The organism is Kineosporia babensis, assembly GCF_021129305.1.
In the GTDB taxonomy this organism is placed as follows: domain Bacteria; phylum Actinomycetota; class Actinomycetes; order Actinomycetales; family Kineosporiaceae; genus Kineosporia; species Kineosporia babensis.
Genome location: NZ_JAJOMB010000001.1, coordinates 254795 through 272857, shown reverse-complemented (window position 1 = coordinate 272857; position 18063 = coordinate 254795). Strand labels below are relative to the sequence as shown.

The following is an 18063-nucleotide window of genomic DNA, read 5'->3' as shown; positions in this document are numbered from 1 at the left end:
CAGGAGGATCGGATCAGGCGGCGGCCGGTTTGAGCACGTAGCCCGCCCCACGCACGGTGTGGATCATCGGGGTGTTGCCCCGGTCGATCTTCTTGCGCAGGTACGAGATGTACAGCTCGACCACGTTCGCCTGACCGCCGAAGTCGTAGTTCCAGACCCGGTCCAGGATCTGCGCCTTGCTCAGCACCCGCCGCGGGTTGCGCATCAGGTAACGCAGCAGCTCGAACTCGGTGGCGGTCAGCTTGACCACCTTGCCGTCGCGGGTCACCTCGTGGCTGTCCTCGTCCAGGATCAGGTCGCCGACGGTCAACTGGGCCTCCGGGGGCTGGATCGCCAGGCTGGTGCGGCGGATCAGCCCACGCAGCCGGGCGACCACCTCTTCCAGGCTGAACGGCTTGGTCACGTAGTCGTCGCCGCCGGCGGTGATACCGGCGATCCGGTCCTCCACCGAGTCGCGGGCGGTGAGGAACAGCACCGGGATGTCGCGGTCGTCCTCGCGCAGACGACGCAGCACGTTGAGGCCGTCGATGTCGGGAAGCATGACGTCCAGGATGACCGCGTCCGGCCGCCAGTCGCGGGCCTCGCGCACGGCGGTGTTGCCGTCCGGAGCGGAACGGACCTGCCAGCCCTCGTACCGCAGGGCCATGGTCAGCAGGTCGGTCAGGGTGCGTTCGTCGTCCACCACGAGCACGCGAACGGGCGCACCGTTGGGGTGGCGTAGGGGAGCGGTGGTCACGAGAGACAACTTGCTGGCCGAACCTGAACCCCAGCCCCGGCAACTCTGTGAAAACCCTGTGAGTGGGCCCGCCAGGGGCGCATATGTCCAGGTCAGGACGGTTGGCGCCGGTCCATAGCTGATTCAAAGCGGCGCCACAGCCGCTGCGCAGAGCTCTCCGGGACGGTGTGGCGTCCGCCAAGGAGCCAGCGAGGAGAACCGCGTTGAATCAGTATCTGGGACGGCCGTGCGGTGAGTGACGTTACCTCACGCACCAAGGCCGGATCCCTTGTGCGCAATCACTGGCTGAACCTCAGCCTGCTCGTCGTCCTGATCGTGATCGTGGTGATCGCCTACCTGACCGTCGGCTCGTCCGACGCCAGCACCGGGACCGCCACCCGCACCGCCACCGTCAGCACCGGCTCGGTGACCGCCACGGTCAGCGGCTCGGGCAATCTGGCCAGCTCCCGTAGCTCCTCCCTCTCCTTCGGCGCCTCCGGCACGGTGACCGCGGTCAAGGTCGAGGTCGGCGACAAGGTCAAGAAGAACCAGATCCTGGCCACCGTCGACACCGCCTCGGCCGAGCGCGAACTGGCCTCGGCCCGGGCCACGCTGGCCTCGGCGAAGGCCTCCTACGCGGAGCTCACCGAGGGGCAGAGCAGCGCCGAGAAGGAAGTTGACTCGCTGGCCCTGGAGTCCGCCCAGACCAGCCTGGACGATGCCCAGGACGCGGTGGACGACGCCAAGGAGCAGCTGGCCGACGACAAGGCCGACGGCGCCCCGAAGGCCACGATTCAGAAGGACAAGGAGACGCTGAAGCAGGCGCGCTCCCAGCTCACCTCGGCCAAGTCGCAGCTGGCCCAGCAGAAGGTGCAGATCGAGGGTAACCAGGAAGGGGCCAGCAGCGCCGAGATCGCCGAGGCGGACGTGAAGATCACCTCCGCCGAGGTCACCGTGCAGGAGGCGAAGGACGCCCTGGCCGACACCAAACTGCGGGCCCCCTTCGCCGGCACCGTGCTCACGGTCGGCGGTGAGGTCGGCGACAGCGTGAGTTCCGGCTCCTCCTCGGCCAACTCGGCAGGCAGCTCCGAGACGGAAAGCGCAGACAGCACCGAGACGTCCACCAGCAGTAGCTCTTCCAGCGCCTTCATCACCATGGCGAGCACTGCCCAGCTCTCGGTCACCGCGAACATCGCCGAGGCCGACATCGGCTCGGTGGAGACCGGTCAGGAGGCCGAGATCACCCTCTCGGCCACCGACGAGACCATGGCCGGCACGGTCAGCGAGATCTCGCCGGAGGGCACCACCAGCAGCAACGTGGTGCAGTACGAGGTGACGATCGCGGTCTCCGACCCGATCGACTCGGCCCGGCTGGGAGCCTCGGTGAGCGCGGTGATCACCACCGGCTCGGCACAGGACGTTCTGGTTCTGCAGTCCTCGGCGGTCACCACCAGCGGCAACACCAGCACGGTGAGCCTGCTCAAGAACGGCGTGGCCACCACCACCGAGGTCGAGGTCGGGCTGGTGGGTTCCAGCACCACCGAGATCAAGAGCGGCCTGTCCGCCGGCGACGAGGTGGAGATTCCCACCACTAGCGATTCCTCCTCCAGCAGCGGCGTTCCCGGCTTCGGCGGGGGCGGCGGTCTGAGCGGCGGGGGCGGAATGGGCGGCGGCGGGATGCCCGGTGGCGGCGGTGGCCCGCAGTGACCGTGGTGGCTACCCGGCCGGTCATCGAGGTGCGCTCGCTGCGCAAGACCTACGGCCTGGGCGACACCGAGGTGCACGCCCTGGCCGGGGTGGACCTGGTGGTCGAAAAGGGCGACTACATCGCGATCATGGGCGCCTCCGGCTCCGGTAAGTCCACGCTGATGAACATCATCGGCTGCCTGGACGTCCCCACCACCGGGCAGTACCTGCTCGACGGCGTGGACACCCGGCGCCTGGACGAGCGCCGCCAGGCCCTGGTGCGAAACCGCAAGATCGGATTCATCTTCCAGTCGTTCAACCTGATCGCCCGCACCACCGCGCTGGCCAACGTCGAACTGCCGATGGCCTACGCCGGGGTGAAGGCGGCCGACCGTCGTTCCCGGGCTCAGGCGGCCCTGGAACGCGTCGGGCTGGGCGAGCGGCTGGATCACATCCCCTCGCAGCTGTCCGGCGGTCAGCAGCAGCGGGTGGCGGTGGCCCGGGCGATCGTGACGAATCCGGTGCTGCTGCTGGCCGACGAGCCGACCGGGGCGCTGGACAGCAAGAGCACGGCCGACATCCTGGACCTGTTCGACGATCTCAGCCGGGCCGGGCGCACGCTGTGCGTGATCACCCACGAGGACGAGGTGGCGGCCCGGGCCAAGCGGGTGATCCGGCTGCGCGACGGGCAGATCGTGATGGACGAGCGGGTGGCCGGGATCCACCAGCCACCGCCGGGAGTGGCCCGATGAGCCGCTTCGCCGAGGCCGCGCGGTTCGCCGTGCGCGGGGTGCTGGGCAACAAGATGCGTTCGGCGCTGACCACTTTGGGCATCCTGATCGGGGTGGCCGCGGTGATCATCCTGGTCTCGGTCGGAACCGGTTCCTCGGCCGCGGTTTCCGAGCAGATCTCCTCGCTCGGCTCGAACACCCTCACCGTGTCCAGCAGTCAGGGCGGTGGCGGTGGGCGCGGCGGTGGTGGGGGCTTCCCCGGAATGGGCGGCGGTAGCGTCGATTCCGGCAGCCAGACCCGGCTCGCCGAACTGACCGTGGACGACGCCGGCGCGCTGCTCGACGACGAGCTCGCGCCGGACGTGAAGGCGGTCGCCCCGACCGTGAGTGCCAGCTCCGTAACTGCCACCTACACCGGTGCCAGCCACGACGTCTCCAGTTTCACCGGAACCACCCCGAGCTACCTGGCGATCAACGACTGGACGGTCTCGGCGGGCTCGGCGTTCGTGGACGCCGACTACACCGATCGCGAGCGGGTGGCCCTGGTCGGAGTGACCGTGGCCGAGGAACTGGCCGGTGGTGACGGCAGCGACCTGCTCGACGAGACCGTGCAGTTCAACGGCGTCGAGTACAGCGTGATCGGGATTCTGAGCTCGAAAGGCACCAGCGGTAACCAGGATCAGGACGACGTGGTGATCGCGCCGCTGACCGCGGTGCAGGACACGCTGACCGGTTACGGCTCGGTCGATGCGATCACCGTTCAGGCCACCTCGGCCGAGACGGTCGACGCGGCTCAGGCCGAGATCGAGGACATCCTCAACTCCCGGCACAAGACCACCTCGGACGATGCGGATTTCAGCGTCTCCAACGCCTCCTCGTTCCTGGAGGCGGCCACCAGCACCACCGACACGCTGACCGTACTGCTGGGCGCCGTGGCGGCGATCTCGTTGCTGGTCGGCGGGATCGGCGTGATGAACATCATGCTGGTGACGGTGACCGAGCGGACCCGGGAGATCGGTATCCGTAAGGCGATCGGCGCGCAGAAGTTCGACATCGTCAGCCAGTTCCTGGTCGAGGCGGTACTGCTGTCGGTGTTCGGCGGGCTGATGGGCGTGCTGATCGGGGTGGTCGGCAGCCAGTTCACCATCGTCGGGGTGGAACCGGTGATCGAGCCCTACTCGGTGGTCCTCGCCTTCGGGGTGTCCGTGCTGATCGGCCTGTTCTTCGGCCTCTACCCGGCGAACCGGGCCGCCTCGCTGCGCCCGATCGACGCCCTTCGATACGAGTGAGAGATCAAGTGGCGCAACAGGAGAACTCCGTGAATCACGTCAGCCGCCCCGCCGGCCAGATCGCGCCGGCCGACCAGACCGCGCCGGCCGGGCTGGACCTGAGTGCCGCAGCGCCGGCCGAGGACGATCTGGACCTGCTGGCCGAGGGCGGGCGCCGGGTGACCCGGGTGACGGTCTTCCTGATCGCGGCCGTGCTGGTCGGGCTGGCCTTCATCGGCGGGGTGGTGGTGCAGAAGCAGTTCGGCAGCACCTCGGCCGGTGGCTTCCCCGGCGGTGCCTCGGCGATGGGTGGCGGTGGCGGGATGCCTGGCTACGGCGGTGGTCAATCCGGTGGTATGCCGGGTGGTTATGGCGGTGGGCGTTCCGGCGGCGCTTCCGGACCGGGGACGTCGGCGGGCGGGGACTCAGCTGACTCAGCGGCTTCGGCTGCTCCGGCGGTGGTCGGCACGGTGACCAAGGTTTCCGGCCGCACGCTCACGGTGAAGAACTTCGCGGACGAGTCGGTGACCGTGAAGGTGCCCAAGGGCACGACGATCTCGGACTCCTCCGACTCGGCGCTCAAGGGCCTGGCCAAGGGGGTCTCGGTCTCGGTGGTCGGGGAGAAGGCCGACGACGGCACGATCACCGCCACCAGCATCACCGCCGGCTGAACGGCCGGTGCGCTTTTCGCCGCAAAGGGCTGGAAAGCGTCTGAAAGTTCGTTCTCGGATGACGATCTCGAAGGAGCACCACCGCAATGAACCGTAATCGCAGAACTCTGATCGCCGTGGCCCCGCTGCTCGCCCTCACGCTCGTTGCGTGCGGCGGCTCGTCCTCCTCGGACACCGAATCGGACGCCACCGCGACCAGCGCGGCCGCGGCCGAGGGGGCGGGCGGCCCGGGCGGTGGGAACAACGAGCAGTTCCAGCAGATCCAGGAATGCCTCACCGCCGCCGGCATCGAACTGCCGGACATGGGCGAGCGTCCCACCGACATGCCCAGCGGCACCCCCAGCGAGATGCCCACCGACAGGCCGTCGGACATGCCCAGCGGTGCGCCCTCGGCCGGTGCGGGTGGGGGTCCGGGTGGCGGTGGCATGAGCGAGATCCTGCAGGACGAGGACGCTCAGGCCGCCCTCACCGCCTGCGGCCTGGAGGTCCCCACCGCCCAGCCCACCGCCTCGGCCAGCTGAGCCGCTCCACCAGGTTTCGTCCCTGCCTCACCAGCGTTTGTTGCGGGCTCAGGCTCGGTGACCTGGTCCTTTGTGCGGACAAACGCTGGTGAAGCTGGGGGATCAGAGGGTGGCGTCGTAGAGCAGGCCGTCCTGGCTCATCAGGGCCAGGGCATTGGCGTCGACGCCGGACTGCTGGGCCAGATCGGTCAGGGTGGTGCCGCTCTGCAGATCGTTCAGCAGGGTGGCGGTGTCCTTGTCCAGGGCTGAGCTCAGCGAACTCAGGGTGTCCTGCTGGCCGCGCGTCAACGAGCCGCTGAGCACGCCGGTCGGAGCATCCGGGCGGGCCGGGGGCTGCTCCGGCGCTACCGGGGCCGGGCGTTCGGGCCGCTGCTCCACCGGGGCGGCATCGGGGCGCTGGAGCTGCAGCCGCCCCCGTTCCCGGAGATCGGTCCGGGCGGCGGAGGACTCCAGGTCGCTGGGGGTGCGGGCGTTCGTCTGGTTCGACGAGGCCTGATTGCTCGACTCGTTGGTGATGTCGTAGCTGGAGTCGAGGACCACGTTTCCGGGTCGCGGCACCCCGTACTGGCTCAGCACCGAGGCCGAGCCGAGGATGGAGGGTACGGGCATGTGGGCGGCTCTCCCTTCGACACGGCCGAGGGTCGGCGTGTGTTGAAGCTTGTCGGCCGCCACGGGCGCAACTTCAGGGATTACCGCAAGCTCACCCGGTCTTGTACACCTTGGGCGCAGCGGTAAACCACAAGACAGCCCGGTCCGCCACCGGGGTAGAGTTCTAGAGCGCACGAAACATGCTCGTAGCATCTACCGAGCTACGCCTCGTCCGTCCCGGTCCGACCTACAGCTTGAGAGCGTGACTGCAGTGAGCATCAAGACCCTCCCCGCCACCGGCCTGCGCGTCCTGCTGCTGGAGAACATCCACCCGGACGCCGTCGCCGCCTTCGAGGCCGTCGGAGCCGAGGTCGTCTCGGTGGCCGGAGCCCTGGACGAGGACGAGCTGATCGCCCAGGCCCAGGGCGTGCACGTGCTCGGCATCCGGTCCAAGACCAACGTCACCGAGCGGGTCCTGGCCGAGCTGCCCGACCTGCTGGCCATCGGCGCCTTCTGCATCGGCACCAACCAGATCGAGGTCGCCGCCGCCCAGAGCCGGGGCGTGGCCGTGTTCAACGCCCCCTTCTCCAACACCCGCAGCGTGGTCGAGCTGGCCCTGGCCGAGATCATCGCGATGACCCGGCGGCTGACCGAGAAGGACCGCGGGATGCACGAGGGCATCTGGGACAAGTCGGCCACCGGCCTGCACGAGGTGCGCGGGCGCAAGCTCGGCATCGTCGGCTACGGCAACATCGGCACCCAGCTGTCGGTGCTGGCCGAGAACCTGGGCATGCAGGTGGTCTTCTACGACACCGCCGATCGCCTGCCGCTGGGCACGGCCAAGCCGGTGACCAGCCTGGAGGCCCTGCTGGCGCAGTCCGACGTGGTCACCCTGCACGTCGACGGCCGGCGCGGCAACGCCGACTTCTTCGGTGACGAGCAGTTCGCCCTGATGAAGCCGGGCAGCCTGTTCCTGAACCTCTCCCGCGGCTTCGTGGTCGACCAGGAGGCGCTGCGCCGGCGCCTGGAGTCGGGCCACCTGGCCGGTGCCGCGATCGACGTGTTCCCCGAGGAGCCCAAGGCCCGCGGCGACAAGTTCGTCTCCCCGCTGCAGGGCATGCCCAACGTCATCCTGACCCCGCACATCGGTGGCTCCACCGAGGAGGCGCAGCAGGACATCGGCCGGTTCGTGGCGGGCAAGCTGCGCGACTACACGCTCTTCGGCACCACCTCGCTGAGCATCAACTTCCCGCAGTTGGCCACCCCCGAGGCGGAGGGCACCCGGCTGGTGCACATCCACCGCAACACCCCGGGTGTGCTGGCCGCGATCAACAGCGTGCTGGCCGAGGAGAAGGTCAACATCGACGGCCAGACCCTGGGCACCCGCGGCGAGGTCGGCTACGTGATCACCGACATCGGCGCCACGCCGAACGCCTCGGTGATCGAGGCGCTGCGCAGCCTGCCCGACACCATTCGGGTACGCGAACTCAAGCTCGGCTAGACGGCCGAGGGCAACGAGCGGAGTCTCTGCTGGCTGAACCGAGGGGGTAATTCGTTCGACGACCAAAGAGCAGTCGCCGAACGAATTACCGCTTGCCGCGAGCGGCGAGAAAGCGCTCGTTGCCCTCACGGACGTCCACAATTGGTTCGGGGTAGTCCAGCTTCTTACGGACGTCCGGGGGCAGCTTCCAGGGAGCGTGCACCTTCGGGCCGTCCACGTCGGCCAGTTCGGGCACGTAGCGCCGCACGTAGTCGCCGTTGGAGTCGTAGCGCTCGGCCTGCGAGCTGACGCTCAGGATCCGGTTGAACCGGGAGTCCGTCCCGGTCCCGGCCACCCACTGCCAGTTCATCGTGTTGTTCGCGGTGTCGCCGTCGATCAGGTGGTCGACGAAGAACTGGGCTCCCCAGCGCCAGTCCAGGTAGAGCGTCTTGCACAGGAAGTGCCCGACCACCAGGCGTCCCCGGTTGTGCATCCACCCCTCGTCCACCAGCTGCCGCATGCACGCGTCGACCAGAGGCCAGCCCGTACGTCCCTCTTGCCAGGCCTTGAACTCCCGCTCGGCGTCCTTACCGGTGCGCCAGCGATCGTGCCGGGGCCGCAGATCGTCCCGGGTGGACCTGGGGTTGGCGGCCAGCACCTGAGCATGGAAGTCGCGCCAGGCCATCTGCCGGGTGAACGCCGGGGCGATGTCCCAGGCCTTGGTGACCACCTCGAGCGGGGACAGACAGCCGAAGTGCAGGTAGGGCGAGATCCGGCTGGTGCGGTCGCCGGCCAGGTCGTCATGATCGTCGGCGTAGCCCTCGGCCCGCTGCTCCAGCCATTTGCTGAACAGCTTGCGGCCGGCCGTTTCCCCACCCTCGGACATGTGCGGCGCGGTCTTGCCCTTACTGATCTCACCGGCGGTCGGCAGCTTCCCGGTCTTGACGCCGGAGGGCAGTGACAACTTGCGGGGCGGGCTCAGCGGCGCCCGGCGGTGCTCCTTCTCCCACTTGCGGTGGTACGGCGAGAACACCGACATGTGGGTCTTGCCGGTGGCCGTGACCTGCCCGGGCGGCACCACGAACAACGAGTCGTCGTGCACGTGCAGCTCACAGTCCAGCGGGTCCAGAGCCTCCCGAAGGGCGTCCTCGCGGCGGTGCGAGAAGGCGCTCACGTCGCCGGCCATGTGCACCGAGCTCGCCTTCACCGCCTTGGCCAGCTTGGCCACCTCTTCGGCCACCGGGCCCCGGCGGATCACCAGCCCGGCGCCCCGCTTCTCCAGGGCCGCGGCCAGATCGGTCAGGCTCTCGAGGAGGAACCGGGCGCGGTTGGGCCGGTTGAACGAGCCGTTCAGGATCTTCGGGTCGAGCACGAACAGCGGCACCACCGCGCCCTCGCGGGCGGCCGCGTTCAGGGCCGGGTTGTCGTGCACCCGCAGGTCTCTGGTGAAAAGAACGATGGACGTGCGGGCAGAGTCGGTCACGACGCCCTTTCTATCGGTCGCCGACGTGACACGCCTCTCAGCCTGGCGTTTCGACCTGCGGTTTTCTTCCGCAGGGGGCCCGGCGAGTGAATGTCGAGCCGCATGGTGCCCGGGTGCTCGATAACGTCGTCAAAAGGTCTCGGACGGACCGTGACGACGGTGCCGGTCCCCCGAGGATGTCCGACGACCGCAGACCGAGAACCCGAAAACCACCTGACCTGATCCGTGCGTTCCCCTGCGCGCGGCCGCGGAAAGGAGCTCAGTGGACCTCGACCTCTGGACCAGCCTGCTGATCGCGCTGGCGATAGCGATTGCGGCGGGTCTGCTCGCCTGGAGCATCGCCTGGCTCGCCCTACGGCTCGCCCACCGGCACGATGCCGGGGCGGTGATAGCCCTGCACCGGCTCTGCCGCAGGCCGGCGATCGTCACCGTGGCGATGATCGCGCTGCAGGTGTCGTTGCAGGCCCTGCCCAGTGTCTCGGCCGGATTCACCCGGGCCGCCGGGATCGCCGTCATCCTCTCGGCCTGCTGGCTGATCGTCCGGCTGCTGCAGGCCGGTGAGGAGATCGTGTTCTGGCGGCTGCGGATGGACGTGGCCGACAACCGCCGGATCCGTCGCGCCCGCACCCAGATCACCCTGGTCCGGCGGGTGCTGGGCGTGGTGGTGATCGTGCTCGGGGTGGCGGCCGTGCTGATGTCGTTCCCGCAGATGCGCACCTTCGGCGCCTCGCTGCTGGCCTCGGCCGGGGTGGCGGGGATCATCGCCGGTCTGGCCGCGCAGACCACGCTGGGCAACATGTTCGCCGGGCTGCAGTTGGCCTTCACCGACGCGGTCCGGATCGACGACGTGGTGGTGGTCGAGGGCGAGTGGGGCTGGATCGAGGAGATCACCCTGACCTACGTGGTGGTGCACCTCTGGGACGAGCGCCGGCTGGTGCTGCCGACCAGCTACTTCGTCACCACGCCGTTCCAGAACTGGACCCGCAACCAGGCCCGGATCCTGGGCTCGGTGATGCTCTACCTGGACTACGCCACCCCGCTGACCGAGCTGCGGGAGTACGCCCAGAAGGTGATCGACGCCAACCCGCTGTGGGACCGCCAGGCCTGGGTGCTGCAGGTCGTGGACACCACCGAGACCACCATGCTGGTGCGGGTCCTGGCCTCGGCGCACGACGGCCCGAGCGCCTGGGACCTGCGCTGCGACATCCGCGAGGCCCTGCTGACCTGGCTGCAGACCCACCACCCGCAGGCCCTGCCGGTGCAGCGCAACATCGGCACCCCGGGCGAACTGGGCTTCCGCGACGGCGTGGTCACTTCTGAGGAGACCGGCCGCAACGGCGCCAAGCAGAAGATCCGGCCGCCGCGCTCGCGCCACGATGCCCCGGTGATGCCCGACCCCCAGACCGCACATCTCGACCTGCAGATGCCCAACCATGCAGCGGACGACGACGAGGACGCAGAGCCGCTGGATCCGCGCGGCCGGCCCAGCGGTGACGGTGGCGCCGGAGTGGGAGCGGGGATGAGCCAGAAGTGATGTCGATGGGCTGATCCGGCGGGAGGTGGCTTCGGCGGATCAGCGGTAGCAGTGCCGTCCGCGCAGCAGTTGGACGGTGCGCCGGGCTCGTCGGGCGGCTGCTCGTCCGACGGCCCTGCCCGGCATCCGGCGGCCTGCGGTGGGGCGTAGCCGGGGCAGGAGTAGTAGCACTCCGAGGGCACCGATCAGGCCGGAACCGGCGATCACGGTGGAGGGGGCCAGCCATTGGGCCGCGGCGCCGCCGAGCAGGATCGCCAGGCTTTGACCGGCGTACAGTCCGGCGATTGCGAGGCCGAAGGCCCGGGTGCGCATCTCGGCGGGTACGTGGGCGGCGAACTGGGTGTTGGCCACTACCTGGAACGCCTGGCCGAGGCCGCAGAGGACGAACAGGATCAGGCTCACCAGCAGGCCTGGGCGTAGCGCGATGATCAGCAGGGGAAGGGTGCCGATCAGGGCCAGCGGATACATCAGGCGAGCGGCGGTGTGGGGGGCAGCGAAGCGGCCGATGGCCAGTCCGCCGATCACGCTGCCGGCCGCGGCGGCGGCCATGATCAGGCCGACTGCGCTGGAGCCATGGCCGAGCTCGGCTGCGTAGGCGACGGCGATGGCTTCGGGGACGATGGCGTAGGCGGCACCCACGATGCCCAGCACCAGGGGGAACCAGATTTGCGAATCGCCGCGCACCACCTGGGCTCCGGCGAGCATGTCCTGCCAGACCGAGGAGTTCCCGCGCAGGCGCGTCGCCGCGGCGACCCGGCGCCCCTGAGTGCGGAGTCTGGTTCGGTTGCCGATCCGCCGCTGCGCAGGAACGCCTGGTGCGCCACCCGACTGCGCGCCCGACTTGGCCTTGCCGGAATCGGTGAGCACACCGTCCGTTGGCTTGTGCTTCTTGGGCTCCGACCGAACTTTCAGGCCCAGCCTCAGTAGTCCGGCCGAGGCCAGGAAGGTCAGGCAGTTCAGCGCGAGTACACCGGGCGCACTGATAGCCAGGACCAGCGCGCCGCCCAGAGCGAAGCCGCAGAGCTGGGCGATCTGGTGAACCGCCTGCCGTAACGACATTCCGACCGGATAGCGATTGCCGGTGAGGATCTGGGCGAGCAGGGCCGAGCGGGCGGCATCGAACGGTGGGGCGAGCATGGCCGAGAGGAAGACCAGCGCGGCCACCACCAGGGGCGAGGCCCCGGACAGGGCGGCGACCGCGATCAGCAGGGCGCGGGCCAGGTCGCAGGCCACCAGGACCGAGCGACCCGAAAAGCGTTCGGCCCAGGTCGCGAGCAGCGGTCCACCGAGAAGCCAAGGGACGTAGGCGGTTGCGTATCCGGCGGCGGCCAGCAGGGGAGAGCCGCTGTCCTGGTAGAGCATCACGGCCACGGCGACCGCAGCCACCTGGTCACCGATCAAAGAGAGCAGGTCTGCAGCGAAGACCGTGCGGAACTGCGGCACTGCGAACACGTCTCGGTATCCGGCCGGCCGGTCCGGTGGCCCAGAACCGGTTTCCGGATCCGGTTGCGAATCTGGTTCTGTTGATGGGATGCCGATCGGCCCGGGGCCCGGCTCGTTCAGTTCGGTCTGTTCGTTCAGCTCGGTCAGTGGGTCTGCCTGCTGTGTCGACACGCGTTGTCTGCTCCCCCGTCAACCTGTCGAATCCCGCCCGGACCAAAACCGCGACCGGCCCCCACGCCGTGAGGCTGGGGGCAGTACGCGTAAAACTGGTAAGGCCATGTCTATTGCACTGAGCCGCCGACTGGAAAATTTGCGGATCCGCCGGCGGGTGCACATCGGCCCATCTCGGGAATTCAGCCCCAGGTCTGACCGCGCATCGTGCACCTCCCGAGCTGTCGTCCGGCGCCCGGAGCGGATGCCCGGGCTTCGATGACGACAAATCTGCGCCGAAGGTCCGACAAGCCACTTAATGACTACTGAACGCCCTGGCAGAACGCATGAACGAGGCGAATGGCGAAGCATCGGGAGCCACTTGCGCATAGATTCGGCACGTGGCACACGCATCTCGGCCGGACGTAAGTGAACAGATTCGGGTGCTGGGGCCGGTGGAAATCGTGCGGGCGGGCCAGCCGGTTCCGGCCGGCAGCCCCCGTCAGCGCGCGCTGCTCGCCTTGCTCGCTCTCTCGGTCGGGGTTGCCGTCCCGCCGTCCCGCCTGGTCGATCTGCTGTGGGGCGAAAGCCCGCCGCCGGCCGCCGGAAATACTGTGCAGGTATACGTTTCACGGCTGCGGCGGCTCCTGGCCGGGCCCGGTGAGCTGCCTGCATTACGTACGGTATCCGGAATGTATCTCCTCGATCTGCCCCCGGAAGCGATTGACGCGCGCCGGTTCGAGGAGGCCAGCGAGTCGGGCCGAGCGCGGCTCGCAGCTGGGGATCCGGTCGGGGCTGCTCACGAATTGCGTTCTGCACTGCAGTTGTGGCGCGGTTCCGGCCTGCCGGACTTGAAAGGGGTGCCCGGGGCGGTGGCCTCGGTGGCCCGGCTGCAGTCGCTGCGGCTCTCCACGCTGGCCGACCGGATCGATGCGGAATCCCTGCTGGGACGCCATTCCCGGCTGATCCCGGAGCTGCAGGACCTGGTGCGCAAACATCCTCTGAACGAACGATTCGTGGGTCAGCTGATGACCTCGTTGTACTGGGAGGGGCGTCAGGCCGAGGCCTTGGCGGCCTATGCCGCGGCGGCCGGTCGGCTGGGCGACGAGCTCGGTATCGACCCCTGCCCGGCGCTGCGGGAACTGCACGGCCGGTTGCTGCGTCAAGAGGTCGGGCTGGTGGCCACCGCGTTCAGCGATGACGCTTCCGATGGCTTATTGAAAGCAGAATCTGAATCTAAGGTTTCCGCGGAACGCCTGGTGGCGCCCACGATCCGAGGGCGGCGGATCTATCCGTCGGTCGAGGCTGTGCGGGCCGGTGGGAACTTCGGGGTGGTTTGGGATTCGGATTCGCTTGGGGAATCTGTTGCGGCGCCGGACTCTGGGGCGCCTGGGGGTTTTGGTGATTCAGGTTCAGCGGGGCCTCTTGGGGCGATGGAGAGTTCGGGGAACTTGGGGAGGGCGGGCTTGTCTGGCCTGGGGCGGATTCCGGGGCAGCGGTCTGGCGAAGGGGATGGTGCAGGCCAGCGCGGGGGTGCCCGCCGGGTGGATGGAGGTCGCGAAGGGGATGGCGACTGCGAGGTAGATGGTGAGCATGGAGGTCGGGTTGTCGAAGGCCGGGCCGGCCAGGGGCGGGGTGCTCGAGGCCGGGACGTTGCTGGGCTGACCAGCACCTCCATCCATCGACAGGCGGCCCAGGGCAAGCGGGTGGCGCCGGCAGTGTTCAGTCCGGGCCCGTCGGGGGGCCTGTTTCAGCCGCATGCCGAACTGCCCACGCCGCCGGTCGTTCCCGGTGGTGTGACCGGGTTCTTGCCTCAGCAGGCGAGCCCGGTCGATCTTCCGGTGCCTCAGACGATGCCGGCCGGGCCTGGTCCGGCTCCTTCGGTGGGGGCCAAGCGCACGCCGTTTGGAGCGGCGTTCGGCGCGGGGACGGTGGGGCGCGCCGGAGAACTGAGTTCGGCTTTGGAGTTGCTGCGCCGTCCGGATGTTCGATTGGTGACGATCGTGGGTCCGGGTGGGGCCGGTAAGACCAGGCTCGCGGCGCAGGTGGTGGCGCGGCGGCTGGCCGAGATCGGCAGAAGCAGCCAGCCGGAGTTCGGGCAGGCTGGAATGGCTCAGGCTCGGGTGCTGGTGATTCCGTTGAGCGGTACGCCTGCGGGGCAGAACTCGGGTGCGGAGCCGGGGGCGGGGCTGGCAGCCAGGCTGCGGCGGATTCTGGGGGCGGTGCCGGACACGCCGGGGGAGGCACCGATCGACACGGTCTGCCGGGCGCTGGCGGCGGTGCCGTGTCTGTTGCTCCTTGACGATCTGGATCTGGCGGAAAGCAACGCTCGGGAGACCGAACCACTGTCTACCGTGCTGACTCTGATCACGCGGGTCGGCGGGCTTCGCGTGCTGGCCACCTCGCGGCAGGCGCTGGGAGTGGCGGGGGAGCAAGTGATCGGCTTGTCACCGTTGCCCATGCCCTGGGCCTGCTCGGGGGCGGGCGATGTGCAGACTGTGCGCTCGGCCGAGGCGGTGCGGTTGTTCCGGGACCGGGCGCGGGCAGTGTTGCCGGCCTTCGAGGTCACGCCGCAGAATGCTGGGGCGGTGAGCGAACTGTGTCGCGCTCTGGACGGGTTGCCGCTGGCCCTGGAACTGGCCGCTGCTCGGAGCCGGGGCACTGCCCCCGAGCAGATCGGCGAGGAGCTGGCGGCGCTTCGTGGTCAGGTGTCGCCGCGGCCCGGGTCTGTCCTGGAAAACGTGCTGGCCTGGACGATCAACCTGCTGGAGGACACCGAACGGCTTGTGCTGAGCCAGCTTTCGATTTTCGTCGGCGGAGCCACGCTCGAAGCGGCCGAGCGGGTCTGCGGGCCGGTTCCTGGTCCCGGGCAGGTGATCGACGTGATCGGTCGCCTGGCCGAGAAGAATCTGCTGCTCATCGACGAGACCGGCCGGCTGGGCATGTTGTCGCCGGTGCGGGAACACGCGCGCCGGATTCTCGCCGAAGATCCGGCGGAGGAGGCGGCCAGCGCCGACCGGCACGCGGCCTACTTCGCGGAGGTCGCCGATGCCCTGCCGCCGATGACCGATCGCTGGATCGAGGAATCCGAAAGTACGTCCAGCAACGGCATTGTGGCGCATCTGGGCGGTCGAGCCGCGGAGTACGACAACCTGGCTGCGGCCGCCGCCCACGCGGAAGGCCTTGACGGGGAAGCATTCGCGCGGGTGGTGGTGGCTCTGCTGGATCAGGGCATGGCCACCGGGCGCTGGGAACTCGGCGACGCACCGGCCTGGCTGAACCGGGCCCAGGAGCAGCGCCCGACGGCCCGGACCGGGGCGAGGCTGCTGCTGGCGGGCGGGAGTCTGGCCCTGTTCGGCGGGAATCCGCTGGCCGCGGCCGACATCCTGGCCCGGGTCCCGGCCGGCGAGCCCAACGCGATCCGGGCCGCGCTGATGAAGGCCGTGGCCGCGCGCACCCTTGGCCGTAGCGAAGAAGCACAGAAGGAACTGGAGGCGGCGCTGGAGCGAATGCGTCTGGTGCGCCACCTGCCGGACCCGCTCTGGCACGCGGTGTTCAACACCCTGGCCGACGTGCTCGATGACCAGGGTCGCACTGCTCAGGCGATCGGGTACTGGCAGCGCAGCCGGCATCGCGCAGCGGCTGGGGGCGACTCGGCGCGCCTGGCCTACCCTTTGGCGCGGCTGGCCTTGGCCGGGCAGGACCGGGGTGAGGACGCGCTGGCCGAAGTGCTGATCACCCAGGCCCGTTCGGCGGCCGGCAGTTCGGCGGCCAAAGCGGCGGTGGAAGTGGCCGGGGCGTTGCTGGAACTACGTGGTGGCGACGACCGGAAGGCGTTGGCCGCGCTGCACATTGCGCTCCAGGAAGCTCACCGCGCGGGCCGGTTCTTCACGTTGCCGAGGATCGTCGCCCTGCTGGGAGTGGCCTATCGCCACCAGCACCCGGAACGCGCTGCGGCGGCGCTGGCCACGGCCACGGCCTGGAGCGCCCAGCGTTCGATCGTGATCACCGGCCGTCGCGAACGAGCCCTGATCAGCGAGGCCGAGACCGCCCTGAACCGGGCCGCCCGAACCTCCGGCAGCATCCGCCGTTCAGCCGCCCGCGGCGCCGCCGTACCGTTCGGCTCGCTGATCGGCGTGCTGCGCCTGGCCCCGGCCGAAACGAGCGAAAAGCAGGTGAAAACCCGGCTGATCGATCTGACCGAAGCCGGCCACCACGTCCTTAACTGACGACCGGCGGGGGCGCGGTCAGCGGCAGCCGGATCTCGAAAGCCGCGCCCTCACCCGGCTTGCTGTGCACCCGGATGTCGCCACCGTGCCGGTTGACCACGATCCGCCAGACGATGTCCAGGCCCAGCCCGGTGCCCTCACCGATCGGCTTGGTGGTGAAGAACGGCTCGAAGATCCGCCGCTGCACGTCGGCCGGCATCCCGGGCCCGGTGTCCTTGATCGTGACCAGCGCGAACTCACCGTCGGCGCGGGTGCTGATCGAGAGCGTGCCGCCGCCGGGCTGCATCGCGTGCACGGCGTTGTCCAGCAGGTTGGTCCAGACCTGGTTCAGCTCGGCCGGGTAGGCCGGGATCTGCGGCAGCGACTTGTCGTAGTGCTTCTCCAGGGTCAGCCCGTTACGTACCTTCTCACCGAGCATCACCAGCGTGCTGTTGATCCCCTCGTGCACGTCGACCTGCTGGTACTCGGCCCGGTCCATCTGGGAGTACTGCTTGGCCGCGGTGATCAGGGTGGCGATCCGGTCGGTGGCGTCCTCGATCTCGGCCATCAGCTGTTCGCTCTCGAGGGCGTAGGTGATCCACTTCAGCCCGGCCTCGAGGTGCGTCTGGGGAATCGACTCGGCCAGGCCCTCCAGCCATTCCAGGTCCAGCCCGGCGGCCACCCAGATCGGCGCGAGGTGCCAGCCGGCCGAGACCCCGTGCTCGTCGCACCAGTCGCTGAACTCGTCCTCCAGGTCGTTGGCCTGCAGCGGGGTGAGGTGCTTGGTCTTGCCCGACTTGGCCTTGGCGGACTGCTCGATCGCCTCTTCCTGCAGCCCGGTCAGCTTGACCAGGGTGTCCGGGTCGACCTTGCCGGAGGCCAGGTGCTTGAGCTTGCCGCGCATCGCGGCGACCCGTTCGCGCAGCGTGGCCGTGGCCCGCACAGCTGCCGAGGCCGGGTTGTTCAGCTCGTGGGTGAGCCCGGCGGTGAGCCGGCCCAGGGCGCTGAGCCGCTCCCGCTGACCGACCACCGCCTCGGAGTTGCGCATCCCGGTGAACAGGCCGTCGAGCAGGTGAATGGCCATCGGGAACCACTCTTTGAGCACCTCAGAGAGCTCTTCCCCGGGGATCCGGAAGAACACCGACTCGTCCAGGGTCCGCATCGAGCCGCCGTAGAACGGGCTCTTGGTGGCCTCCCGCGCCGAGGTCAGCCAGGCCCAGGTGGCACCGCTGTACACCCCCGGACGGTCGGTGCGCGAGACCTCGACCTCGTGGTCGCCGACCTGCTTGAGCAGGGCCTGACGGCCCTCGACCAGCATGTAGAAGCAGGTCGCGGGCTCGTCGGCGCTGTAGACGACTGCGCCCGGCGGGTAGCGCACCACCTCGCCGTGCTCGGACATCCACTGCAGCTGGTCCTCGTTCAGCTTCTCGAACAGGAAGAAGCGGGACAGCTCAGCCGGAGTGAGCCGTTCCATCGGTTGCTCCGTGGTGGTCACCCGTACTCCAACGCTCTCGCCGTCTGGTTAATGCCTTCGAACTGGGGACGTTTGCCCTCAGGGAGGTGAGCGGCTCGCCTTGGGTGCCGC

At 69.2% G+C, this 18063-nt stretch carries 13 protein-coding genes; 8 read left to right on the top strand and 5 right to left on the bottom strand.

The features are described from left to right. Positions 1–13: 13 nt before the first annotated feature. A complete protein-coding gene (locus tag LR394_RS01165; protein ID WP_407936956.1) occupies positions 14–745 on the bottom strand; it encodes a response regulator transcription factor in 732 nt (243 codons plus the stop codon). Between the two features lie 222 nt (positions 746–967). On the opposite strand from LR394_RS01165, the gene LR394_RS01160 reads away from it, so the two are divergent. The 5 genes from LR394_RS01160 to LR394_RS01140 all read left to right on the top strand — a co-directional run bounded on the left by LR394_RS01160 (position 968) and on the right by LR394_RS01140 (position 5592). Beyond that, a complete protein-coding gene (locus LR394_RS01160) occupies positions 968–2422 on the top strand; it encodes an efflux RND transporter periplasmic adaptor subunit (RefSeq protein WP_231438416.1) in 1455 nt (484 codons plus the stop codon). After that, complete coding sequence (locus LR394_RS01155) at positions 2419–3153, top strand: ABC transporter ATP-binding protein (protein ID WP_231438415.1); 735 nt, start codon at positions 2419–2421, stop codon at positions 3151–3153. The genes LR394_RS01160 and LR394_RS01155 overlap by 4 nt, the downstream gene beginning before the upstream one ends. Continuing rightward, positions 3150–4421 (top strand): ABC transporter permease, encoded by a 1272-nt coding sequence (locus tag LR394_RS01150; RefSeq protein ID WP_231438414.1) that lies wholly within the window; start codon positions 3150–3152, stop codon positions 4419–4421. Before LR394_RS01155 ends, LR394_RS01150 begins: the two co-directional genes overlap by 4 nt. Positions 4422–4450: 29 nt before the next feature. Then, positions 4451–5071, top strand: a complete 621-nt coding sequence (locus LR394_RS42605; protein WP_231438413.1) for a DUF5666 domain-containing protein — start codon at positions 4451–4453, stop codon at positions 5069–5071. An 86-nt stretch (positions 5072–5157) separates the two neighbouring features. Further along, on the top strand, positions 5158–5592 hold the full coding sequence (locus tag LR394_RS01140; protein ID WP_231438412.1) for a hypothetical protein: 435 nt from the start codon (positions 5158–5160) through the stop codon (positions 5590–5592). A gap of 102 nt (positions 5593–5694) precedes the next feature. Here LR394_RS01140 and LR394_RS01135 read toward each other — a convergent pair whose 3' ends face one another. Then, entirely contained in the window at positions 5695–6201 is a 507-nt protein-coding gene (locus LR394_RS01135) for a hypothetical protein (protein WP_231438411.1), read from the bottom strand. Positions 6202–6451: 250 nt separating this feature from the next. Here LR394_RS01135 and serA point away from each other — a divergent pair, with 250 nt between their 5' ends. Beyond that, a complete protein-coding gene (serA, locus tag LR394_RS01130) occupies positions 6452–7681 on the top strand; it encodes a phosphoglycerate dehydrogenase (protein ID WP_231438410.1) in 1230 nt (409 codons plus the stop codon). An 85-nt stretch (positions 7682–7766) separates the two neighbouring features. On the opposite strand, the gene LR394_RS42600 is transcribed toward serA, so the two are convergent. Then, on the bottom strand, positions 7767–9143 hold the full coding sequence (locus LR394_RS42600) for a cryptochrome/photolyase family protein (RefSeq protein ID WP_231438409.1): 1377 nt from the start codon (positions 9141–9143) through the stop codon (positions 7767–7769). Between the two features lie 262 nt (positions 9144–9405). Here LR394_RS42600 and LR394_RS01120 point away from each other — a divergent pair, with 262 nt between their 5' ends. After that, positions 9406–10677: a mechanosensitive ion channel family protein gene (locus LR394_RS01120; RefSeq protein ID WP_231438408.1), complete on the top strand. Its 1272-nt coding sequence runs from the start codon at positions 9406–9408 to the stop codon at positions 10675–10677. A gap of 39 nt (positions 10678–10716) precedes the next feature. Here the strand turns inward: LR394_RS01120 and LR394_RS01115 are convergent, their stop codons facing one another. Further along, a complete protein-coding gene (locus tag LR394_RS01115; RefSeq protein ID WP_231438407.1) occupies positions 10717–12291 on the bottom strand; it encodes an MFS transporter in 1575 nt (524 codons plus the stop codon). Positions 12292–12671: 380 nt separating this feature from the next. Between LR394_RS01115 and LR394_RS01110 the strand changes: the two genes are divergently transcribed. Then, positions 12672–16499 carry an AfsR/SARP family transcriptional regulator gene (locus tag LR394_RS01110; protein WP_231438406.1) on the top strand — a complete coding sequence of 1276 codons (3828 nt, stop codon included), beginning with the start codon at positions 12672–12674 and terminating at the stop codon, positions 16497–16499. Here LR394_RS01110 and LR394_RS01105 read toward each other — a convergent pair. Then, entirely contained in the window at positions 16492–17952 is a 1461-nt protein-coding gene (locus LR394_RS01105) for an ATP-binding protein (protein WP_407936967.1), read from the bottom strand. The two genes, LR394_RS01110 and LR394_RS01105, sit on opposite strands and share 8 nt — an antisense overlap. Between the last annotated feature and the right edge of the window lie 111 nt (positions 17953–18063).